Origin of the sequence: Devosia sp. Root105, from assembly GCF_001424865.1 — a bacterium.
Classification (GTDB): domain Bacteria; phylum Pseudomonadota; class Alphaproteobacteria; order Rhizobiales; family Devosiaceae; genus Devosia_A.
The window spans coordinates 53,694-75,452 of sequence record NZ_LMCR01000021.1 but is presented as its reverse complement, the minus strand read 5'-3'; the positions used below and the strand labels follow the sequence as shown (position 1 = coordinate 75,452).

The following is a 21,759-nucleotide window of genomic DNA, read 5'->3' as shown; positions in this document are numbered from 1 at the left end:
GGGGTGGGGCAGGGGCGCTACTGACCGATCAGGGCGTGTCGCCCGCCAGGACCTCGAGAGTGCGGATCAGGCCGGAATGGTCGCGGTCGCCGTCGCCAAGCGCGATGGCGGCGTTCATCAGCTGCTGCGTCGCGGCCGTGTTGGGGAGGCTGAGGTCAAGCACCCGCGCGGCATCGAGCGCGAGCGACAGGTCCTTGCGATGCAGCCGGATCCGGAAGCCCGGCTCGAACGTGCGCTTGATCATGCGCTCGCCATGCACCTCGAGGATGCGGGAGGCGGCAAAGCCGCCCATCAGCGCTTCGCGCACCTTTGCGGGATCGGCCCCGGCTTTCCTCGCAAAGCTCAGCGCCTCGGCCACCGCCTCGATGGTCAGCCCGACGATGATCTGGTTGGCGACCTTGGCGGTCTGCCCGTCGCCGGCGCCGCCGACCAGCGTGATATTCTTGCCCATCGCCTCGAACAGCGGCCGGGCCCGCTCGAACACCTCGGGCCTGCCGCCGACCATGATGGTGAGCGCGCGATTGCGCGCCCCGACTTCGCCACCCGACACCGGCGCGTCGAGATAGTCGCTGCCCAGCGCCTCGATCCGCGCGGCGAAATCCTTGGTCGCGACCGGCGAGATCGAGCTCATGTCGATCACCAGCTTGCCGCGGCCCAGCCCGTCGGCGACGCCATCCTTGCCGAACAGCACCAGCTCGACATCGGGAGTATCGGGCAGCATCAGGATCACCACCTCGGCGGCCTCGGCCACTTCCCGAGCCGAGGCCAGCGCCTTGCCACCCTGGTCCACCAGCTGCTGCGAAGTGGGCTTGACCCGGTGCAGCAACAGCTCGTGGCCGGCGGCGATGAGGTGGCCGGCCATCGGCCGCCCCATGACGCCGAGCCCGATGAAACCGATCTTCATTACGCGCTCCTCAAATAGGGCTGCATCCAGCCCAGGCCCGCGCTGGTGCCGGCCCTGGGCTTGTACTCGCAGCCGAAAAATCCGTCGTAGCCGAGCCGCTCGATCGCCGGCAGCACGAAGCCGTAGTTGATCTCACCGGTGCCGGGTTCGTTGCGGCCGGGAGTATCGGCGAGCTGGATATGGGCGATGCGCTCACGCAGCCGCTGGTAGGTCGGCAGCAGGTCTCCCTGCATCACCTGCATGTGGTAGAGGTCGTACTGGATGTAGAGGTTGTCGTGTCCCACCCGCTCCAGGATCCGCTCGGCGTGCGCCGTGGTCGAGAGGAAGAAGCGGGGGATGTCGCGCAGGTTGATCGGCTCGATCAAGAGCTTGATGCCGGCCTCGGCGCAACGCGGTGCGGCATATCTTAGGTTGTCGACCAGCGTCGCTTCCATCGCCTCGAGGTCGGCGCCCGGGGCGACGAGGCCGGCGATGACATTGAGCTTTTCGCAGCCGAGCGTCGTTGCGTAGTCCAGCGCGGTGGCGATGCCGGTGCGGAACTCGTCGCTGCGGCCGGGCAGTGCCGCGATGCCGCGCTCGCCGCCGGCCCAATCGCCCGAGGGTACGTTGAACAGCGCCTGCACCAGGCCATTGGCGGCCAGCGCCTCGGCAACCCGTTGCTTGGGCTCGGCATAGGGACCGAGATACTCGACCGCCGGAAAGCCATCGCGCGCCGCGGCGGCGAAGCGCTCGAGAAAGCCGAGCTCGGGATAGAGGAAGGACAGGTTGGCGGAGAACTTCACGGTGTGGCCTCGGCTGTAAATCGCGTACGGTGCAGCATCCGTTTGTGGCGCGGATCGGGGTGGGGCACGGCCGAGATCAGGGCCCTGGTATAGGCCTCATGGGGGGCGGTGCAGACTTGCTCGGCGCTGCCCATCTCCACCACCTTGCCGCGGTGCATCACCGCCACCCGATCGCAGAAATAGCGGACCACCGAGATGTCGTGGCTGATGAAGATGAAGCTGAGGCTCAGCCGCTTCTGGATGTCGAGCAAGAGGTCGAGGATCTGGCTGCGGATCGAGACGTCGAGCGCCGCGGTCGCCTCGTCGGCAATGATGACGCGCGGCTCGAGCGCCAACGCCCGGGCGATGCCGATGCGCTGGCGCTGGCCGCCCGAAAAGGCGTGCGGATAGCGTTCCATCGACTGCGGGTCGAGCCCGACCAGTTCCATCAGTTCGCCCACCCGCCGTTCCAGCGCGGCGCCCCGCGCCAACCCGGCGACGAACAGCGGGTCGCCGATCACGTCCTTGACGGTGAGGCGCGGGTTGAGCGAGGCGAACGGATCCTGGAACACCAGCCGCACGTCGCGATGGAAGCCGCGCAGGTCGCGCTTGCTGAGCCCGGTGACGTCGACGGCGCGACCCTCGCGGTCGTTGTAGGTAATGGCGCCGGAGGTGGGCTCGACGGTTCTGAGGATCAGGCGGCCGAGCGTCGTCTTGCCCGAGCCGCTCTCGCCGACGATGCCAAGATTTTCGCCTGCGGAGAGGTCGAGGCTGACATTGTCGACGGCTCGGATGGCGTAACTGGCGCCGCCGAACAGGCCGCCACCGCCGCCATAGAATTTGCTCAGCTCGCGCACCGAGAGGACCGGCTTGTTCGAGGGGTCGGACGCCGTGGCCGGGTGGGTCAGCGCGCGCGGGTTCTGCTCGAGCCGTACCGTCGAGGCAAGCAGCTGCCGGGTATAGGGGTGGCGGGCCTCGTGGAAGATCTCGTCGACACTGCCCGCCTCGACAATCCGGCCGTAGCGCATCACCGCCACCTCGTCGGCCACCTCGGCGACCACGCCCATGTCGTGGGTGATCAGCAGCATCGCCATGCCGCGGCTCAACTGTAGCCGCTTGATCAGGTCGAGGATTTCGGCCTGGGTGGTGACATCGAGCGCCGTGGTCGGCTCGTCGGCGATCAGGATGTCCGGATCGCAGGCCAGCGCCATGGCGATCATGGCGCGCTGCCGCATGCCGCCCGAGAACTCGAAGGTGTAGCGGTCGATCATCTTGTCGGGGTCGGGAATTTCGACCTGCCGCAACAGCTCGATGGTCGCGGCCCGGGCCTCGGCCTTGTTCATTGCTTGGTGCAGGCGCAGGGCCTCGACGATCTGACTGCCGATGGTGTGCACCGGCGACAGCGAGCTCATCGGCTCCTGGAAGATCAGCCCGATGCGGCCGCCGCGGATCGAGAGCAGCTCGGCGCTGCGCTCGTTGAGCGGCACGATGTCGGTCTCGTGCCCGGCGCCGCGCAGCAGGATGCGGCCATCGGTGATGGTGCCGTTCTTGTCGATGATGCGCAGCAATGCGCGGGCGGTGACCGATTTACCCGAGCCGCTTTCGCCCACGAGGCAGAGCGTCTTGCCGCGACGGAGCTCGAAGCTCACCTCACGCACCGCGTGCAGCACGTGGGTCCTGAGGTTGAAGTCGATGCTGAGGTTCTCGACCGAGAGGATGACATCGTCGTCTGCCATGGCGCCCTCGTCAGTTTTCGTACGGGTCGGCTGCATCGCGCAGGCCATCGCCGAGGAAGTTGTAGGAAAGCACCGTCAGCACCACCGCGCCGGCTGGCCAGATCAGCAGCCACGGCGCGGTGGCGATGGTGCGCACGTTCTGCGCCTCCTGCAGCAACACCCCCCAGCTCACCACCGGCGCCTTGAGCCCGATGCCGAGAAAGCTCAACGCCGTCTCGGCGACGATCATGGTGGGCAGCGCCAGCGTCACCACTGCGAGGATGTGGCTGGTGAGCGAGGGCAGGATGTGCCGGAAGATCAGCCGCCGTTCGCTCGAGCCGTCGAGCCGCGCCGCGGTGACGAAGTCGTCGCTTCTGAGCGCGAAGAAGCGGCCACGTACCTCGCGGGCCAACCCGGTCCAGCCGAACAGCGAGACGATCAGCGTGATGACGAAATACACCTGCAGCGGCGACCAGGTGAGCGGCACCGCCGCCGCGAGACCGAGCCATAAGGGAATAGTCGGCATCGAGGAGATCACCTCGATGACGCGCTGGATACCGAGGTCGACCCAGCCACCGTAAAACCCCGAGATCGAGCCGAGGACCACGCCGAGGCAGAGGCTGATGGCGACGCCGATCAGGCCGATCGACATCGAGACGCGCGTTCCGTAGATCAGCCGGGTAAGCAGGTCGCGGCCGAGCTTATCGGTGCCCAAGAGGTACATGGTATCGCCGGATTTGAGCGGCCCCATCAGGTGCACGTCCATGGGGATGAGACCCCACAGCTTGTAGCCTGGGCCTTTGACGAAGAAGCCGATCGGCACGACTTTGTCCGGGTCGATAGTGAAGGTCCGCTTCAGCGAAGCCGGGTCGACGGTCTGCTTGTAGCCCTTGACATGCGGCATCCAGCTGAGGCTGCCATCCGTCTCGGTGACGAACAGCGCGATGTCCTGTGGCGGTGCGTAGGTGAACTGCGGCTTGGCCGCTTCGGGCAGGGCCGGGGCGAGGAACTCGGCGAAGGCGGCGATCAGGTACATCACGAGGATAAGTACCCCCGCGACCACCGCCACCTTGTGGCGCACGAATTTCAGCCAGATCAGCGTCCATGGGCCGGCGACCGCGATTTCGGTCTTGCCGCCGCTCCGCCGGATCGGGGTGATGGCTGGGCCGGTTTCCGCCGCGCCATCGCTTTCGAGATGTACGTGGGTCAATTGAAGCGGATCCGTGGGTCGAGAATGGCAAGCAGGATGTCCGAGATCAGCATCCCGATCAGCGTCAGGACGCCGAGCAGCAGGATGATCGAGCCGGCGAGGTACATGTCCTGCACGGTCAGGGCGCGCAGCAGCAGCGGCCCCATCATCGGCAGGTTGAGGACGATCGCCGTGATGGTGACGCCGGAGATGAGCTCGGGCAGCACCCAGCCGATCGCCGACACAAACGGGTTGAGCGCAATCCGCACCGGGTATTTCAGCACCACCTTGTACTCGGGCAGGCCCTTGGCCTTGGCGGTGATGACGTAGGGCTTGTTGAGCTCGTCGGTGAGGTTGGCCCTGAGGATGCGGATCAGCGCCGCGGTGCCGTTGGTGCCGATGACGATGATGGGGATCCACAGGTGCGCCAACAGGTCGACGAACTTGTCCCAGCTCCACGGTGCGTTGACATATTCGCGCGAGAACAGCCCGCCCACCGTCTGCCCCATGTAGCGGTAGGCGAGGTACATCAGCGTCAGCGCCATGATGAAGTTCGGAATGGCGAGGCCGATGAAGCCGAACAAGGTAAAGGCGTAGTCACCCACCGAGTGCCGCCGCATTGCCGAGTAGATGCCGATGGGCAGCGACACGGCCCACACGAACAGCAGCGCCAGCAGCGAGACCGACAGCGTCGGCGCCAGCCGCTCGGCGATCAGCCCCCAGACCGGCCGGTTCCATTCGAACGAGTAGCCGAAGTCGCCGCGTAGCACGATGCCGCTGATCCACTTCCAGTACTGGACGACAAACGGATCGTCGAAGCCGTAGATCTCGCGATAGCGCGCGATCTGCGCCTGGTCGACGTTGACGCCGCTGTCGGACATCGAGGCCAGCATCGAGGTGAGATAGTCCCCCGGCGGCAGCTGGATGATCAGGAAGGCGATGATCGACATCCCGACGAGGGTCGGGATCATGTAGATCAGCCGCTTGAGGATATAGCGCAGCATCGCGGGGGCTCAGCCCCAGGTCACGTGCACGGCTTCGAGCGTCTCGAGCCACGGCACGTCGATCTCGACCCGGCCGTCGGCGACGCGGGCGTGCGCCTCGCGGCCGGACACCAGCAGCTTCGCGCCGGCAAACCGTCGCCCCTCGGGGATGGCGAGGCTCACCACCTGCGGGCCAGCCGGGAAGACGCTGCGGATCGGCCCCTTCATCATCATCGGGTTGTTGAGGTTGTGCAGCACCACCGCGGTGCTGTCGGTGTCTTCGCGAACCGCGAGGTCGAGCACCTCGCGCCCATGGACCTCGACGTCGAGCGGCTTGCCAAGCGCCCAGCGCACGGCATTGCCGATCAGCCGGGCATGGTCGGCCGCCAGCACCTCTTTGAAGATGCCGCCGACATTCCATGGGAAGTAGACCGTACGGCCGCCGCCCTGGTGCCGGCGCGCCACCACGGCGGCGCCGCGCGGCTCCTGGCGCGGATAGACCTCTTCCATCGGCAGGTCCGGGAAGTCGGGGAGATAGAGGAACGGCACCTCGGCATCGGCCACGGTATCGACGGCCAGCAGCTGGGTGCCGCCGATGATGCGGTTGGCGCCGTCGAACCCCTCCGAAATCGGATGGAGGCCATTGATCGCCACATAGGTGTTCTTGACCGGGCCACGTGCCGGCGCGGTGAGGCTGACGCCGAGCAGCGGCCCGAGCCCGATGGCGTGGCGCGGCTGGTTGAGTGCCGTACGGGTCGAGGTCTCGTGCGCCGCGACGATGCTGCCGCCCCGCGCCACATAGGCTTCGAGCGTCCTGATCTGCTCGTCCGACAGGCAGGTCGAGTTGGCCAGCACCAGCACCTTGAAGCGGTCGAGCAGCCCTGATGTCATCGCCTGGTCGGAGACCATTTCGAACGGAATGCGGGCCTCGACCAGCGCGTGGTAGAACCCCAGGTCATCGGCCTCGGCACTGGCCCGGGTCTCCTGGCCGTGATGGCGCAACGTCGTCGCCGGATCGAGGATCGCCACCTCGGCGACCGGCTGCATGGCGGCCAGCACCGGCTCGAGCTCGGCGTGGAGCCCGAAACTGTCGGCCACCGGCTCGACCCAGCGATTGTCGGGGACGACGCCGTTGAACTTGGTGAACCAGGGGAGCAGCCCCTGGGTGGTGCCGTTGTCGATCCAGGCCTGCATCTCGGGCCCGGTGGTCACCGAGTCCTTCCACCGATAGGCCTCTTCGGGTCCGATCGAGGTGATGAGGATGGCCGGGCGATCCGGGAAGGTGGCGCGCATACGCTTGCCGTTGCGACCGGCCATCCAGATCGGCTCGGTGCCGCGCCGGCCCTGGTCGTCGACGCACAGGAACGGGCAATAGCGCTGGATGACCTCGAGGTCGAACTCCATCAGCGACACTGAGCCCATGTTCGGGATGAAGCTGGTGTGCGGCTTGATCTTCTTCATCGCCGCGTCCCACTCGACGACCAGCCGGGTGAGCACGGTGCGGCGCCACGCCGCCCATGCCATCCACACCGGGTCCTCGGGGTTGGCATGGCGCGGCAGCTCGTAGCCCGAGGCAGCGCGGAAATTCGTCTTGCAGCTTTCGCAGTAGCACACACCGTGGCCCTGCCAGCGATTGGCAAAGATGGCGTCGATGTCGTAGTCGCGCGTCAGCTCCTCGAGCACCTTGGGCATGAAGCCGAAATTGTAGTCCGAATAGGCGCAGGTCACCCACACCTCGGGGAAGGCCCAGTGGCGGCGCCGGTTGCCGTCCTGGTCGACGGCGATCCACTCCGGATGCGCGTCGGCGGCATCCTGGTGGATGGCATGCGGGTCGACGCGCGCCATCACATGCATGCCCAGCCGCCGGGCGCCCTCGACCAGCGTCCCGAACGGGTCGCTGTCGCCGATGAACTTGCTGACATAGTGCAGCGGCACCTTGCTCGGGTAGTAGGCGATATAGCCGCCGGCGCTGAGGCACGTGGCGTTCGAGCGGGTGCGCTTGAACACCTCGATCCAGAAGGCCGGGTCGAACTTGACCGGATCGTCCTCGGCCAGCGTCAGCTGCGTCCAGCGCGTCGCCGACTTGTACCAGTCGGGCGTCCTGAGGTTGCGGTGGGTATGCGCCTTGGCGTCGAGCATGACGGGCCTTTCGGAGACGACGGTCGGGGGGCCGGCCCGCTAGGGAGCGGGCCGGCGGGGAGGAACAGTCAAACGCCCGGTAGTCAGGCCTTGAAGAACTGCTCCGGGCGGGCTGGGCCGGGGGTCGGCCATCCGAACGAGTTCGGCATTTCTTTCAGCACATTGACCATGCCGTTCTTGACGACGCCGTAGCCGTCAGCCGGCAGGCTGACACCGAAGGTGAAGAACAGCTCGGCCGCGTTCTGCAGCACCTGGGCCATCAGTTCCTGCTGTTTGGCCGGCTCGGCAGTGGCGACCAGCTGGCGGTAAAGCTCCTGCTGCGCCTTGACCTCGGCCGGCGGCTCGATCGCATCGGGATTGTCCGGCTGGGTGAAGTAGAGCGCCCAGCCCTGGGCGTAGAAGCAGTTGTTGTTGATCGGCACGTAGAAGCGTGGGTCGAGCATCGCGGCGATGCCGGAATTGGCGCCGAACTGGTGCGCCGTCGCGTCGTATTCGCGGCCGCGGCGGACGCGCTGCTCCCACAGCGAGCGGTCCATGGTGCGCATCTGCGCATCGATCCCCACCGCCTGGAACATCGGGATGGCCAGCTCGAACATATCGAGGAAGGTGGTCCGGGTCTGGTCGAGCTCGAAGATGATGGAGACGCGTTGCCCGTCGGCATCGAGCCGGTAGCCCTCGCTGTCCTTGTTCGGCAGCAGCCCATCCAGCATCTGGTTGGCCTTGGCTGCATCGAACTCGGTGAACTGCTTGGCCAACTGCTCGTTGTAGAGCGGATCGTCGGCGCGCATCGAAGCCTGCGCCGGAGCGCCCTGGCCGACGAATACCGCATCGATCAGCGCCTGCCGGTCAACGGCGATCGAGAGGGCCTGGCGGAACTCGAGGGTGTTGAACAGCTCGCGCCGCGTCGGATTGACATGGTTGAGGTTGAGCTGGAACGCCATCACGTTGGCGGCCGTCTCCTTCAGCGTGTAGAAGCCATAGCCCCCGGCGTCCTGGCCGTCGAACAGCACCGGCTTGTTGGTCGGGGTGGCGATGTACTGATCCATCATGTCGATCTCGCCCTGCAGCGTCTTGAGCAACAGGACTTCGGGATCGGCGACCATCTGGTAGACGATGCGGTCGAAGTAGGGCAGCTGCGTGCCGGCCGTATCGACCTTGTGGTAGTAGGGGTTGCGCACCGCGATGGTGGTTTGCGTGTCCTGGCCGAGCGGGCTGCCGCCCTCGCCGGTGAAGGTCCACGCCGTCAGCGCCGGACGCTTGGTGTTCTGGAAGTAGACGTTGGTGTCGAGATAGCCGATCTCCTGCTGGAACAGGGCGATCCAGCTCTCGAGCCCGGCAGCCTTGGCGAGCTTGTCGGCATCCGGGTTGTAGCGGATGTGGAACTGCTCGAGGTAGTGCTTGGGGCAGCGCACCAGCTGGTCCTGGTCGGCCCAGGCCATCTGCTGCAGGAAGAACCCGTTGGGGGCGGTGAACACCACCTTGAAGGTCTGCTCGTCCACCACTTCGATGGTCGCCGGCTTGCCACCCGCCGACCACCAGACGTTGCCGGCCTGGTTGGTTTCGGCGTCGGTGAAGTAAGCGTCGTACCAGAACTGCACATCGGCGGTGGTGAACGGCTGGCCGTCCGACCACTTATGGCCCTTGCGCAGCGTGATGGTGTAGACGGTCGCGTCCTCGTTGACCGCATAGCTCTCGGCCACGTTGGCCTCGATGCCCGACCAATCCGCCGTGAAGCGGATCAGCGGGTCATAGCCCTGGTAGCGCACCAGCATCGAGGCCGAGCCACCGCCGACCAGCGCGTGGTCCCATTGTCCGCCCTGCTGGCCGACCTGCTCCCAAGGCGTGATCACCAGCGGATTGGCCGGCAGGCGATCGGCCACTGGCGGCAGCGTGCCGGCCTCGACCTGCGCCTTGAGAAATGCAGATTCCGGGGTCTCTGCAAACACCTGCGGCGCGATCAGTGCAGCGCCTGCGAAAGCTGTGCTGCCGGCAAGAAAAGCCCTGCGGCTGAAACCGTTCATGTCTAGATCTCCTCCCAAAGCTGCGGCCACTTCCCTGGCAGCCGTTAGCTTGCGAAAGGCTTGCAACTCTGATTTGTTAGGTAAAGTGTTATGTTAGGCCGTTACGACGTTTTTCTAAGTCAGATTGGCTGACATAGTGAAGATAGGCGAGATATTCGGCATTCTTTGTCATGCCGTTAGGCTATGTTAGGTTCGAGTAGAGCCGCTGTGAAAATCGGGGGAAAATCGTTGGAACGCGTCACGCTCGGAAGCCTCGCTGCCCGCCTGGGTCTGTCCAAGTTCGCCGTCTCGCGCGCCCTGTCTGGCAAAAGCGGGGTCAGCGCGGACACCCGCCGGCGGGTGCAGGAACTCGCCGCCGAACTGGGCTACGCCCGCCAGCCGGCGCCGAAGGAACTGCAGACGCTCGGCCTCGTCTTCCACGACACCGACCTGATCAACAGCGAGTTGCATGTGCTGATCCAGAGCGGGGTGCAGGCCGAGGCGCAGCGACGAGGCTACCAGGTGCGGATGCGCTGGACCCATCTTGCCGAGGAGGTCGAGGCGTTCGTGCGCACCTGCAGCGGCGCCATCATGGTGGGGCCGCACGAGCGCGACACCTATGACCGCGTCTATGCGCTCGACATCCCGATCGTGCGCACCGGCTGGCTCGACCCCTTGGAGCAGGCCGACTTCGTGGGCGGCAGCGACCATGAGGCCGGCTCGGCCGTGGCGCGCTATCTGGTGGAACTGGGCCATACTGCCATCGCGTTCGTCCAGGGGACGCCCGGCTATCGCGGCCGCATGGAGCGCTATTACGGCGTTCGCGAGGTGCTGGAGCAGCTGCCGCAGGTCAGTTTCCGGCAGATGACCTTCGAAAAGGAAGTGCGCTTCACCGAACACCTCAGAGCCATCGAAGCCGAAGGCTTCCGCCCTACCGCGTTCTTCTGCGCCCATGACGGGCTGGCGGTGACGGTGATCTCGGAACTGCTGCGCCTCGGCTACCGCATCCCCGAAGATATCTCGGTGATCGGTTTCGGCGATTACTCGGCCGCCACCCAGATCTCGCCGCAGCTGACCACGGTGAAAGGGCACGGCCAGCAGATCGGCGCCGGCTGCGTGCGGCTGCTCGACGACCGCATCAACGAGCGCATGGCGCGCGACATCCCGGTCCGCCTGCTGATCGCCAGCCGCATCGTCAACCGCGCATCATGCGGGCGAGCGAGACGGGTGGCAGCGTAGCGGGTGGGTGGAGAAGCGGCATGGGCAAGGCGCCGCCAGGAGGGGACCGCATGTCCAATGCGCTGCTGCTGCATTTCCGCGTCCCCGATGGCGACGACCCGGAACTGCTCAGGGGACGGCTGGTGACGTTTCAGTCGAGCCTCTACAGCTGGCTCCGCCAGACCGGCTGGGGAACCGTCGACTGGGCCGAGCTGGATAAGCTCGAGCCCACGTTCAGTGTGCGCGATGTCAAATCCGCCAAGCGCAAGCGCGTACGGGATTGGATCGAAAAGGAGGTCGAAGCACACGGGCTGGTGGTGCAGATCGAGGATGGGCAGGCGAGCCTCAGGGGGCCGTCCCTACCTCACCCCCGCGCATGAGCAGCATAGGTCTCCAGCGTGCGCGCAGGGTTCCAGCACATCCAAGGCGCTCGATTTTGCATGTTGCCAGGGGCGCAATCGTCAACTGTCCGCTTCTGTCTCCGCTGGAGGGAAGCTGCATCAGAAGGTCTGGCGATGTGGTTAAGCCAGGCCGCCAGATCTGCTGACGATCGCCACCTCGCCGCCGCGCATGATCAGCGGTATCGGAACGGCGGGAATGTAGATCGTTGCTCCGGCGCCGAATAAGCTATGCGTATGGTGGCACCGGACGGAGCACACGTTTCATGCCTGTGGGAGGTTCCTTGAGCAAGCGGTTCACCAGAGACGAGTTGATCGCGGCGTTTGACCGGGTTGGCCGCGCTGCGGCCGCTAACCGGCATCACCTGGAGTTGGCCGTCTACGGGGGCTCTGCGCTCATGCTGGCGAGTAACTTCCGCTATGCCTCGGAAGACGTCGACATAGCCGAACTCCACTATCCGTGGCCGGATTGGCTGCGACAGGTGATAGACGATATCGCCAGGGAAAACGGCTGGTCTGCCGACTGGCTGAACGATGCGGTCACGTTTCACCTGAGCGAGCATTCGACCAGAGAGCGGGATCACGTTCTGGTCGGCACCTTCCCCCGCAGCTCCGAGGATGGCAGCCTGAAGGTCTATGTACCTTCGGCCGAGTACATGCTGGCGCTGAAGCTCAAGGCGATGCGGGTGATGGACCCCGCGAAGGGGCCGCAGGAGGCCAGCGACATCATCAACCTGGTAAAGGTGTTGGATCTGGACAGCCCGGAAGCCGCGATCGAGGTTCTGGGCCGCTACTTTCCGAAGACGGCAGCAGACCCGACCAAGCAGATATTCATCCTCAGGCAGATCTGGAACATGGAGAGCGCGGATGCGCCCGCGTACCCTGGCTGAGGTGGGGAGCCGGATCCTGGCCGGTGAGCCGCTGGACAAGGCGCTGGCAGAGTTCCTCGATGAGTTCTACGACGCCATCAGTGTGGACGAGGCCGAAGCCATGCTGGCTGCTGCCCCGCCACCAACTGGTGTCGCATACGCGGATGCCCTGTTGGGCGCCGTGGGCGACTATCTGAGCATGCAATACCTTCGCCGACGCTTACCCGATTGGACCACGGAGCCGGTCAGGTTTCTGCAGCATCCCACCTTCACGTCAGCCTTGGACAGCGCCTCTGCAAAGGCTTGGCTGATGCACAACAGCCCCGCCGAATTCAAACATCACAATATTTTCACCGAAGCTGTCCCACTGCGGCGAAAGCGATCGGAACACCCCCGCTTTCACAACCGATCCTTGAACACCTCACCGCCGCGCATGATCAGCGGCACGTGAGCGCCATCGCCCTGCAGCCGGGTGATGTCGGCCAGCGGGTCGCCATCGACGACGATCAGGTCGGCATGCGCTCCCGCAGCGATCGTGCCGATCTCGCCGGTCATGCGGCAGAGGTCGGCCCCGACCGTGGTGGCCGAGCGGATGATTTCGGCTGGGGTCAGCACCTTGGCGAGGAGTTCGAACTCCATGCAGTGGTACTTGCGCAGGCCGCCCAGCAGGTCCGAGCCGAAGGCCATGGGCAGGCCGGCGTCGCGCATGATGGCGAGCGAGTTGAGGCCGCCCGAGCGCACCACCTCGATCTTTTCGAACTCGACGGGGCCGAGGCCCAGCGCCTTGCCCTCGAGCCACAGCGCGTCATAGGCGACGAGAGTGGGAACGGCGATGCAGCCCTTTTCGGCGGCGAGCTTTGCTGTTTCGGCGCTGATCAGGTTGCAGTGCTCGAGCGAGTGGACGCCGAGCTCGACGCAGCGGCGAATGGCGGCATCGGTATAGACATGGGCCGAAACGTAGAGCCCGGCATTCTCGGCCTCTTCGACCATGGCCAGGATTTCCTCGCGCGAATACTGGATCGAGTGGATCGGGTCGTTCGGCGAGGAGACGCCGCCATTGGCCATCACCTTGATGAAGTTGGCGCCCTCCTTGATCATGGTGCGGCAGGCGGTGCGCACGGCGTCGACGCCATCGGCGATATAGCCCATCGAGCCCAGCCGGTCCGACATCATGCCGGGGCGGTCGTCGGTGCGCTTGCGCAGATCGGCGTGGCCGCCTGTGGTGGTGAGGCCCTTGCCGCAGATGACGATGCGCGGCCCGTCGATCAGCCCTTCCTCGATGCCACGGACCAGGCCGTGATCGGCGCCGCCGAGATCGCGGATGGTGGTGAAGCCGCGCTGCAGCATCTCTTCCATGACGCGGGCCGAGCGGAGGCCGGCAAGCGAGGAGGGGGCAATCATGTTGCCCCAGAGGTCGAGGGTTTCGGCGACCACATGCACGTGGCAATCGATCAGCCCGGGCATCAGGGTCCGGCCGCCAAGGTCGATGACGCGCGCGTCAGCCGGGGCGGCGATGCCGGCGCCGACTTCGGCGATGCGGCCATCGCGCACCAGCACGGCCAGCCCATCGCGCAGCACGCCCGCTGCAGCATCGAGCACGCGGCCATTGGTGAAAAGCGTCGTCTGGGGCATCGGGGGGAACTCTCTATCTATGGTGGCAGGCGGCAAGGCGCCCGTCGGGTCGTGTGGTCAAAGCCGGCTCGCTGGTGCGGCAAATCTCGGTGGCCAGCGGGCAGCGGGTGTGGAATGGGCAGCCGCTCGGCTTGTTGATGGCGCTCGGCACATCGTCGCTCGAGGCGCTGAAGCTGTGGCGATGGCGCGGGTCGAGCGTCGGGGCCGCGCGGGTCAGCATCTCGGTGTAGGGGTGCGTAGGCGAGGCGAACAGCAGTGCCTTGGGAGCGATCTCAACGATCTTGCCGAGGTACATCACCGCCACCCGGTGCGAGATGTGCTCGACCACCCCGAGGTCATGCGAGATGAACAGGTAAGCAATGCCGAGGTCGCGCTGCAGGTCGGCCAAGAGGTTGAGGATCTGCGCCTGCACTGACACGTCGAGCGCCGAGACCGGCTCGTCGCAGACGATGATATCGGGCTTCAGCGCCAGGGCCCGGGCGATGCCGATGCGCTGGCGCTGGCCGCCGGAGAACTGGTGCGGGAAATTGTCGGCCTGGTCGGGCCGCAACCCGACGCGCGCCATCAGCTGCGCCACCTCGGCATCGCGTTCGGCCCTGGTGCCGACCCCGTGGATATCGAGCGCCACCCGAATGGCGTCGCGCACCCGACGGCGCGGGTTGAGCGAGGAGAACGGATCCTGGAAGACGATCTGCACTCGCCGCCGGTAATCCTTGAGGTCGCGGCGGCGGAAGCTGCCGATCTCGGTGCCATCGAACCGCACTCGGCCACCGGTTGGCTTCACCAGCCCGAGTAGCGCCAGGCCGGTGGTCGACTTGCCGCAGCCGGATTCGCCGACAAGGCTCAGCGTTTCGCCGCGCGCGATCGAAAAGCTCACCCCATCCACGGCCTTGACGGTGGCGGACTGGCGCTGGAACACCCCGGATCGCACCGGAAAATGCACCTGGAGATCGTCGACGGCAAGAAGGGCTTCAGCCATCGACATGCTCCCAGCAGGCGGCGAAATGACCGGGCCGCTTTTCCTCGAGCGGCGGTCGCTCCTCGAGGCAGCGCGCCGAGGCGCGTGGACAGCGCGGCGCAAAGGCGCAGCCCTTGGGCAGGTCCCAGGGCGGCGGCACGGTGCCGGCGATGTCGACCAGCCGATCGGTGGCCGGCCGCCCGGCGACGGGACGCGGGATCGCCCCCATCAGCCCCAGCGTATAGGGGTGGATCGGGTGCTCGAACAGGTCGTAGACGCTGGCTTCCTCGACGCGGCGGCCGGCATACATCACCACCACCCGGTCGGCGACTTCCGCCACCACCCCGAGATCGTGGGTGATCAGCACCAGGGCGGTGCCGAGCCGCTTCTGCAGGTCGGAAATGAGGCCGAGGATCTGCGCCTGCACGGTGACATCGAGCGCCGTGGTCGGCTCATCGGCAACGAGGATTTTCGGGTCGCAGGCCAGCGCCAGGGCGATCATCGCGCGCTGGCGCTGCCCGCCGGACAGCTCATGCGGGAACTGCCTGCTACGGCGCGCGGGGTCAGGCATCTGCACCAGTTGCAGCGTCTCGATGGCCCGCGCCATTGCTGCCTTGTGGCCGAGCTTTTTATGCCGGCGCACCGACTCGGCGATCTGCTCGCCGATGGTCAGCACCGGGTTCAGCGCCGTCAGCGGCTCCTGGAAGATCATGGCGATCTCGACGCCGCGCAGGTCCTCCACCCGGTGCTGCGACATGGCGAGGAAATCCTCGCCATTGATCTCGATCGAGCCCTTGCTGGCGCTCGCCGCCTCGGGCAAGAGGCGCAGCAGCGACAGCGCAGTCATCGACTTGCCGCAGCCGGATTCCCCGACGATGCACAGCGTCTCGCCGCGCTGGACGGTCAGCGCCATGTCGGCGACGACAGGATAGGAGCCGCGCTCGCCGCGGATCCGGATCTCCAGGTCTTTTACGGCAATCGCCGCGCCGACCGTGCTCGTCGCCAACTGCGCCACCCGTTACTGCTCCGCGCCGTCGAGATTGCCGACCATGAAGCCGTAATCGCCGGCTTCGACCAGGTTGCGGCTCAAATGCTGCATCACCATGATGCCGTTCTCGAATGGGGTGGGGATCTCCTCGATGGTCTCGAAATCATACGGGCTGACGACCCGGCCGAGCAGCTGGCCACCCCTGATGATCTCGCCATTGGCGGGGCTGAGCGGCTCGAGCCAGCCGCCATGCTTGGGCCGGATGCCGACCAGCTCGGTCACCACCACTTGCTTGGGTGGTGCGACGACGTCGCCGGCGATGACGCCGAGATAGCGCAGCTGGTTCAGCATGCCGTCGACGGTGCGCTTCACATAGGGGCCCTGGTCGACGATGCCGCCGCCGAGCTCGATGGTGGTCACCTTCATCTCGGGCCGGCGGTCGATGGTCACCGTCTTGGTGGTGCCGGTATAGACCGTGCCGGTCTTGCCGGTGGTCGGGCGGTAGAGGATCTTCGAGCCGAAGGCCCGCGAAAGCCCTTCGTCGCTCCAGATATAGACATAGTCGACGGTCGGGCGGTCGGTCCCCGAGTGCAGGTCGATATTGGCGTCGAGCTTGTCGAAATAGTCGCGCGCCAAGGCGAAGGCGAGCTGCTGGGTGTAGTTGCCGCGATCGTCGCCGGGGAACTCGCGGTTGAGGTTCAGCTCGTCGAGCGGGGTGAAGCGGTGGTTCACCGCGAAGGCCTTGGGGTTGGCGACCGGCAGCAGCAGGATGCGGCCCTTGAGCGGCATGTCCTTGAGCGTGCGATAGAGCTCGAGAATGGCCTGCGAGCCGGCATTCTCGTTGCCGTGGATCGAGGCGGAGATGCCGACGGTGGTACCATCCTGGTCGCCGACCAGTTCGTGGATGAACAGCACGGCATCGCTGCCATCGGCGTGGGTGGTGAACTTGGGCCTCAGCTTGTTGATCTGCTTGACCATCGTTTGTCGTCCTTAGTCCTACTTGTTGGCGCCCAGGCGCGTGAGCTGGCGCGGATCGAGGATGTCCCTCAGCCCGTCTCCCAGCAGGTTGAAGCCGAGCACCGTCACCATGATGGTGGCCCCGGCAATGATGGAGAGCCACGGCTCGTCGCGGATGAAGCGGGTGCCGTAAGAAAGGGTCCAGCCCCAGGTCGGGGTCGGCGGCGGCAGGCCGAAGCCGAGAAAGCTCAGCGCCGATTCAATGATCACCGCGGTGCCGAGCCCGAGCGAGGCGAGGACGATAATCGGCCCCAGCGTATTGGGGAGGATTTCCATGAACAGGATGCGCGGCCAGTTGGCGCCGAGCGCCTTGGCGGCCTGCACATAGTTCTGCTCGCGCAGCACCAGCGTCGTGGCGCGCACCACCCGGGCATATTCGGTCCAGGTGACGGCGATGATGGCGGCCGAGATATTGACGATCCCCGGCCCCAGCACCGCGACGATGGCGAGGGTCAGCACCACGGCGGGAAAGCCGAGGAACACGTCGGTGATCCGCATCAAGAGCATATCGACCCAGCCGCCGAAATAGCCGGCGGCCAGGCCGACGCTGGTGCCGATCAGCGCCGCGACGGTAACCGAGATGATGCCGATGGAGAGCGAGATGCGCGCCCCGAAGATCAGCCGGCTCCACAGGTCACGCCCCAAGTTGTCGGTGCCCAGCCAATGTGCGGCCGAGGGCAGCGAGAAGCGGTTGCGCATGTCGGGCTGGTCGACGCCGTGCGTCGCCAGCAGTGGGGCGAATACGGCGAGGAACACCAGCGCGAGGATGATCAGGCCACCGATCACCAGCGAGGGGTTACGCAGGGGTTTGGGAATCCGCATGGCGCTAACCCAACCGCACGCGTGGGTCGACCAGCGCGTAGAGCAGGTCGACGACGAGGTTCACCAGCGCGAAGATCAGCGCGAAGGTCAAAACGATCCCCTGGATCAGCGGCAGGTCGCGCTGCGACACGGCCGAAAAGGTCAATTGGCCAAGGCCGGGCCAGGCAAAGATCATCTCGACCAGCACGGCGCCGCCGAGCAGCGCGCCGAAGCGGAGGCCAATGACGCTCAAGACCGGCAGCAGCGCGTTGCGCAGCGCATGGCGCACCACGACGCGCGGCCGACGCAGCCCCTTGGCATAGGCGGTGCGGACGAAATCCTCGCGCAGCACTTCCAGCATCGAGGTGCGCACCAGCCGCGAGATGATCGCCGCCGAATTGGCGGCGAGCGCCAGAGCTGGGAGGAGGATGTGGAGGATCGAATCCCACAGCACCTGTGGCCGGCCGCTCAGCGCCGCGATGATCGCCTCGGGCATCGGCGCGCCGCGACCGATCGCCGGCAGCCAGTTGAGCTGCACGGCAAAGGCCAGCATCAGCAGGAGCCCCAGCCAATAGACCGGCATCGATACGCCGAGCTGCGCCAGCAGCATCGTCGCGGTATCGACGAGCGAGCCCTGGCGCACCGCGGCGAGGACGCCCAGCGTCACGCCGATCAGGGTCGCGAGCAGCAGCGCCACTACGGCGAGCTCGATGGTCGCGCCGATGCGCCCGCCGATGATTTCGCTCACCGGCGCGCTCTGGAAGATCGAGCGGCCGAGGTCGCCATGCAGCAGCTGCCAGAAATAGGCGCCGAGCCTGATATACCAGGGGTCATCGAGCCCCAGCGTACGCCGGAGGTTGGCGATCATTTCGGGCGACGCTTCGGGGCCGAGCAGCACGGCGGCCGGATCGCCCGGCACCAGCAGCAGCAGCCCGAAGGTGACGACGATCATGCCGACCGCCATCGGGATCAGCAGCAGCAGCCGGCGAACGACATAGGCTAGCATCGCGGCCCCCGCGGTGCGGGGACGTGCGCGGAACTCTCCGCAATCCTCCCCCGCGTGGCGGGGGAGGGGGACCGCCGAAGGCGGTGGAGGGGGCGGCAAGACTCGCCCGCTTGGGCTNNCCTCCCCCGCCACGCGGGAGAGGATTACCGAGAGGCCGGTGGATATGCTGAACCCCCCACCTCATGCGATGACGATCTCTTCAATGCGCCGCGGATAATGGGTCATGCTGTCCGGCCCCTCTGTCGTGACCAGCACGGTGTCGGCAATGCGGTAGCCGGCAAAGCCGGGGATGGTGATCGAGGGCTCACTCGAGGCGATCATGCCGGGTTCGAGGATGGTCTGGTCGCCGGCCTCGATCCAGGGGGACTCGTGGAACATGATGCCCATGCCGTGGCCGACCCGGTGCAGGGCATTGTCAGCCATGCCCTCTGCGCGGATATAGCCGAGCGCCAGGTTGTCCGAGGAGGCGCAGGTGTGGCCGGCGATCAGCGCGGCGGTGGCCAGCTTCTGCGCCTCATAGGCTACCGAGTAGTGCCTCTGTTGCTCGGCCGAGGGCTCGCCGATAAAGAAGGTGCGCTCGCTCTCGGCCGCCCGGCCGCCGACCCGGCAGCCGAGCGACAGGATCAGGCTTTCGCCCCGCTTCACCGGATTGCCGGTCGGCATACCGTGCGGAAAGCTCGAGCGGATGCCGGAATAGACGAGGCCCGAGGCGAGGCCCTGCACCAGCATCAGCTCCTCGTGCTCGGAATACATGATGTTCATGGCGTGCCGCGACACGTGCTGCTCGATTTCGATCTCGCTTGGCAGCTCGCCGCCCTGGCGCACGGCCTCGCCGATCAGCGCCACGCCGGCGCGTACCATCTCGTCGGAGATGCGAGCTGCCTCGCGGTGCAGCACGATCTCCTCGGGATATTTCCTCAGCCGCATCTGCTGGACGATGTTGGAGGGCACCACCTTCGCATTGGGGAAGGCCGCCGAGATCTGCGCGATCCGGCCGAACGCAATGCCGTAGCTGTGGGCGACGGTGCCGGTCTGGGCCGGGAGCGCCCGCGCCAGCACGTCGAAGGGTTTGTCGACCCCGGGAAACTCGAAATAGATCACCGGTTCGGCGGCGATGATCTGGTGTGCCGCATGCCCCTGTTCGAGCCGCGGCAGCAGCAGCCAGGCGCTGGTCTGGCTGATGGCAAAGACCACCGGCCGCTCGGTGGTGTAGTGCGAAAACCCCGTGGTGTAGATGACATCGTCATTGGCATCGAGCAGCAGCAGGTCCACGCCGGTCTCGGCCATGCGAGCGCGGATATCGCGATGGACGCGGGCATAGAAATCGGCGCCAAGGCGCTGCGAAAACGTCATGTCATCTCCTCGGGCGCTTTGAGGTCAAAAGCGCAAAATCAAACGTCTGCAGTCATGGATGAGGTGATCATCCTCGGTGTTAGGTTCGGCACTCGATCTTCGCCCCACCCACCGGCTGTCATCCCAGCGAAAGCTGGGACCCAACTCACCGCTGGTACGGGCCGCGAAATGGATCCCAGCTTTTGCTGGGATGACACCGGTGGTGGTGTCGGGCATCCGTGGAACCGAAACCAACGGCGCCTGGGCAGCGGGCGCCGGCCGGGGGAGGGGCAGGGACTTATTCGTCCATGCCGATCAGGCCGCGGAAATTGCCGCGTGGGGTCGCCTGCACTTCGACCGGGAAGGGCTGCTTGTAAAACAGCTGGTAGCCCTGGTCGGAGATGATGAAGTAGGGGAGGTCGGAGGCGAGGATGGTCGCCGCCTTCTGGTAGGCGGTGGCGCGTGCCGCCTGGTCGAGCGACGAGCGGCCCTCCTGCAAGAGCTTATCGACCTCGGGGTTGGAATAGCCGCCCCAGTTGGTCGAGCCGCCGGTCGACAGCTGGCCGAATAGCAGCCGGTCCGGATCGACGATGTTGAGCCAGCCGAGCAGCGCGATCTGGTGCAGGCCCTTCTGCACGTAGTTGGTGGAGAAGGACGGCCAGTCGGTAATCTGCACCTGCGCATCGACGCCGGCCGACTGCATCAGCGCCTGGGTCAGCTCGACCGACTGCACGCGGTTGGGGTCTTCGCTATGGGTAGAGAGCGTCACCGTCAGCTTCTTGCCATCCTTGTCGAGGATGCCGTCGGCGTCAGTATCCTTCCAGCCCAGTTCGTTGAACTTGGCCACCGCGCCTTCGACACTGAAGGTCGGCTGCTTGATATCGGCCGAATAGGCCCAGGAGGAGGGCAGGATGATCGAGGAGGCGATCTCGTCGACGCCCTGGTAGATGTCGTTGACGATCGAATTCTGGTCGATCAGCATCGAGAAGGCTTGCCGCATGCCGGGGTCGGCCAATAGCGGGTCCTTGACGTTGTAGTTGATGTAGGTGACGCCCAGCCCGGCGGTGATGACGTTGCCGAAGCGGGTATCGGCCTTCAACCGTTCGATGTCGTTGGGCGAGAGCGGCGACTGGATGACGTCGAGATCGCCGGCCTCGAAGGCCTGGGCGCGGGCCGAATTGTCGCCGATGATCTTGACGGTGACATCGGTCACTTCAGGGGCGCCGCCCCAATAGCTCGGGTTGGCCTTGAGCACAATGTCGCTGCCCCGGTTCCAGGCAGTGAGCACCATCGGGCCGGCGCCGACCGGATCGGTGGCCGGGTCCTTGCCGGCTTCGACCGCCGCCTTCGACACGATCCCCTTGTCTAGATAGCTCAAGAGCGGCGCATAGGGCGCCGAGAGGGTGAACTTCACCGTCTGCGGGTCGACCGCCTCGATCTTGCTGATCGGGCTGTAGAGCGCCCGGTCGGGGGCGTTGAAATCGGGATTGATGACGCTCTCATAAGTGAACACCACGTCGTCGGCGGTGAGCGGCGAGCCGTCCGAGAAGGTGAGGCCAGAGCGGAGCTTGAAGATGTAGGTCTGCGGGTCGGGCGATTCCCAGTTCTCGGCCAGATCCGGTACCGCTTCGAGCTTGGCCGTGAGGTGCACGAGGCCTGCATAGATCAGGTCGGCGGTGCGATAGGCGGTGGTGTCGCGCGTCAGGCGCGGATCGAGCGTGCCGGCATCGACGTCGGTGCCGATCACGATCGCCTTGTCCTGAGCCAGCGTGACGGTCGCTGGCATCGCCCCCAGCGCCACGATGGCGGTGGTCAGCAGCAGTAGTTTGTTCATTCCCGTTCCCCTGTG

19 protein-coding genes are annotated in these 21,759 nt (G+C 66.0%); 4 read left to right on the top strand and 15 right to left on the bottom strand.

What is annotated here, in order from left to right:
• Positions 1–28: 28 nt before the first annotated feature.
• The 7 genes from ASC68_RS27170 to ASC68_RS27140 form a co-directional block, all read right to left on the bottom strand.
• Positions 29–904 carry a 2-hydroxy-3-oxopropionate reductase gene (locus ASC68_RS27170; RefSeq protein ID WP_055887385.1) on the bottom strand — a complete coding sequence of 292 codons (876 nt, stop codon included), beginning with the start codon at positions 902–904 and terminating at the stop codon, positions 29–31.
• Positions 904–1,686, bottom strand: coding sequence for a 2-oxo-tetronate isomerase (gene otnI / locus ASC68_RS27165; protein WP_055887382.1), 783 nt, complete (start codon positions 1,684–1,686; stop codon positions 904–906). Before otnI ends, ASC68_RS27170 begins: the two co-directional genes overlap by 1 nt.
• A complete protein-coding gene (locus ASC68_RS27160) occupies positions 1,683–3,401 on the bottom strand; it encodes an ABC transporter ATP-binding protein (protein ID WP_055887379.1) in 1,719 nt (572 codons plus the stop codon). The genes otnI and ASC68_RS27160 overlap by 4 nt, the downstream gene beginning before the upstream one ends.
• 10 nt (positions 3,402–3,411) lie before the next feature.
• On the bottom strand, positions 3,412–4,539 hold the full coding sequence (locus ASC68_RS27155; protein WP_248310617.1) for an ABC transporter permease: 1,128 nt from the start codon (positions 4,537–4,539) through the stop codon (positions 3,412–3,414).
• A 47-nt stretch (positions 4,540–4,586) separates the two neighbouring features.
• The gene (locus tag ASC68_RS27150; protein ID WP_055887373.1) at positions 4,587–5,573 is read right to left on the bottom strand and encodes an ABC transporter permease; all 987 of its coding nucleotides are present in this window, start codon (positions 5,571–5,573) and stop codon (positions 4,587–4,589) included.
• Positions 5,574–5,582: 9 nt separating this feature from the next.
• The gene (locus tag ASC68_RS27145) at positions 5,583–7,691 is read right to left on the bottom strand and encodes an alpha-amylase family protein (protein ID WP_055887370.1); all 2,109 of its coding nucleotides are present in this window, start codon (positions 7,689–7,691) and stop codon (positions 5,583–5,585) included.
• An 83-nt stretch (positions 7,692–7,774) separates the two neighbouring features.
• A complete protein-coding gene (locus tag ASC68_RS27140) occupies positions 7,775–9,712 on the bottom strand; it encodes an ABC transporter substrate-binding protein (protein WP_055887366.1) in 1,938 nt (645 codons plus the stop codon).
• A gap of 228 nt (positions 9,713–9,940) precedes the next feature.
• Here ASC68_RS27140 and ASC68_RS27135 point away from each other — a divergent pair, with 228 nt between their 5' ends.
• The 4 genes from ASC68_RS27135 to ASC68_RS27120 all read left to right on the top strand — a co-directional run bounded on the left by ASC68_RS27135 (position 9,941) and on the right by ASC68_RS27120 (position 12,627).
• Positions 9,941–10,930, top strand: coding sequence for a LacI family DNA-binding transcriptional regulator (locus ASC68_RS27135; protein WP_244488533.1), 990 nt, complete (start codon positions 9,941–9,943; stop codon positions 10,928–10,930).
• Between the two features lie 50 nt (positions 10,931–10,980).
• Positions 10,981–11,289: a hypothetical protein gene (locus tag ASC68_RS27130; RefSeq protein ID WP_156384746.1), complete on the top strand. Its 309-nt coding sequence runs from the start codon at positions 10,981–10,983 to the stop codon at positions 11,287–11,289.
• A 302-nt stretch (positions 11,290–11,591) separates the two neighbouring features.
• Positions 11,592–12,197 (top strand): nucleotidyl transferase AbiEii/AbiGii toxin family protein, encoded by a 606-nt coding sequence (locus ASC68_RS27125; protein WP_055887986.1) that lies wholly within the window; start codon positions 11,592–11,594, stop codon positions 12,195–12,197.
• Positions 12,175–12,627 carry a hypothetical protein gene (locus tag ASC68_RS27120; RefSeq protein ID WP_055887359.1) on the top strand — a complete coding sequence of 151 codons (453 nt, stop codon included), beginning with the start codon at positions 12,175–12,177 and terminating at the stop codon, positions 12,625–12,627. The genes ASC68_RS27125 and ASC68_RS27120 overlap by 23 nt, the downstream gene beginning before the upstream one ends.
• Here the strand turns inward: ASC68_RS27120 and ASC68_RS27115 are convergent.
• The 8 genes from ASC68_RS27115 to ASC68_RS27080 all read right to left on the bottom strand — a co-directional run bounded on the left by ASC68_RS27115 (position 12,576) and on the right by ASC68_RS27080 (position 21,744).
• Positions 12,576–13,808: an amidohydrolase family protein gene (locus ASC68_RS27115; RefSeq protein ID WP_055887355.1), complete on the bottom strand. Its 1,233-nt coding sequence runs from the start codon at positions 13,806–13,808 to the stop codon at positions 12,576–12,578. The genes ASC68_RS27120 and ASC68_RS27115 overlap by 52 nt on opposite strands.
• Positions 13,809–13,821: 13 nt before the next feature.
• Entirely contained in the window at positions 13,822–14,787 is a 966-nt protein-coding gene (locus tag ASC68_RS27110) for an oligopeptide/dipeptide ABC transporter ATP-binding protein (RefSeq protein WP_055887351.1), read from the bottom strand.
• Positions 14,780–15,745 (bottom strand): ABC transporter ATP-binding protein, encoded by a 966-nt coding sequence (locus tag ASC68_RS27105; RefSeq protein WP_248310616.1) that lies wholly within the window; start codon positions 15,743–15,745, stop codon positions 14,780–14,782. The genes ASC68_RS27110 and ASC68_RS27105 overlap by 8 nt, the downstream gene beginning before the upstream one ends.
• 39 nt (positions 15,746–15,784) lie before the next feature.
• On the bottom strand, positions 15,785–16,732 hold the full coding sequence (locus ASC68_RS27100) for a succinylglutamate desuccinylase/aspartoacylase family protein (RefSeq protein WP_055887347.1): 948 nt from the start codon (positions 16,730–16,732) through the stop codon (positions 15,785–15,787).
• A gap of 18 nt (positions 16,733–16,750) precedes the next feature.
• Positions 16,751–17,593, bottom strand: a complete 843-nt coding sequence (locus tag ASC68_RS27095) for an ABC transporter permease (protein ID WP_055887343.1) — start codon at positions 17,591–17,593, stop codon at positions 16,751–16,753.
• A 4-nt stretch (positions 17,594–17,597) separates the two neighbouring features.
• Positions 17,598–18,578, bottom strand: coding sequence for an ABC transporter permease (locus ASC68_RS27090; RefSeq protein ID WP_055887340.1), 981 nt, complete (start codon positions 18,576–18,578; stop codon positions 17,598–17,600).
• 180 nt (positions 18,579–18,758) lie between these two features.
• A complete protein-coding gene (locus ASC68_RS27085) occupies positions 18,759–19,931 on the bottom strand; it encodes a Xaa-Pro peptidase family protein (RefSeq protein ID WP_055887337.1) in 1,173 nt (390 codons plus the stop codon).
• Between the two features lie 277 nt (positions 19,932–20,208).
• Positions 20,209–21,744, bottom strand: coding sequence for an ABC transporter substrate-binding protein (locus tag ASC68_RS27080; protein WP_055887333.1), 1,536 nt, complete (start codon positions 21,742–21,744; stop codon positions 20,209–20,211).
• Between the last annotated feature and the right edge of the window lie 15 nt (positions 21,745–21,759).

Coding starts and splice junctions, on each gene's coding strand:
- ASC68_RS27115 (WP_055887355.1), bottom strand. CDS start 13,808: ATGCCCCAGACGACGCTTTTCACCAATGGCCGCGTGCTCGATGCTGCA.
- ASC68_RS27140 (WP_055887366.1), bottom strand. CDS start 9,712: ATGAACGGTTTCAGCCGCAGGGCTTTTCTTGCCGGCAGCACAGCTTTC.
- ASC68_RS27150 (WP_055887373.1), bottom strand. CDS start 5,573: ATGCTGCGCTATATCCTCAAGCGGCTGATCTACATGATCCCGACCCTC.
- ASC68_RS27080 (WP_055887333.1), bottom strand. CDS start 21,744: ATGAACAAACTACTGCTGCTGACCACCGCCATCGTGGCGCTGGGGGCG.
- ASC68_RS27085 (WP_055887337.1), bottom strand. CDS start 19,931: ATGACGTTTTCGCAGCGCCTTGGCGCCGATTTCTATGCCCGCGTCCAT.
- ASC68_RS27100 (WP_055887347.1), bottom strand. CDS start 16,732: ATGGTCAAGCAGATCAACAAGCTGAGGCCCAAGTTCACCACCCACGCC.
- ASC68_RS27170 (WP_055887385.1), bottom strand. CDS start 904: ATGAAGATCGGTTTCATCGGGCTCGGCGTCATGGGGCGGCCGATGGCC.
- ASC68_RS27145 (WP_055887370.1), bottom strand. CDS start 7,691: ATGCTCGACGCCAAGGCGCATACCCACCGCAACCTCAGGACGCCCGAC.
- ASC68_RS27090 (WP_055887340.1), bottom strand. CDS start 18,578: ATGCTAGCCTATGTCGTTCGCCGGCTGCTGCTGCTGATCCCGATGGCG.
- ASC68_RS27120 (WP_055887359.1), top strand. CDS start 12,175: ATGCGCCCGCGTACCCTGGCTGAGGTGGGGAGCCGGATCCTGGCCGGT.
- ASC68_RS27110 (WP_055887351.1), bottom strand. CDS start 14,787: ATGGCTGAAGCCCTTCTTGCCGTCGACGATCTCCAGGTGCATTTTCCG.
- ASC68_RS27130 (WP_156384746.1), top strand. CDS start 10,981: ATGTCCAATGCGCTGCTGCTGCATTTCCGCGTCCCCGATGGCGACGAC.
- ASC68_RS27095 (WP_055887343.1), bottom strand. CDS start 17,593: ATGCGGATTCCCAAACCCCTGCGTAACCCCTCGCTGGTGATCGGTGGC.
- ASC68_RS27160 (WP_055887379.1), bottom strand. CDS start 3,401: ATGGCAGACGACGATGTCATCCTCTCGGTCGAGAACCTCAGCATCGAC.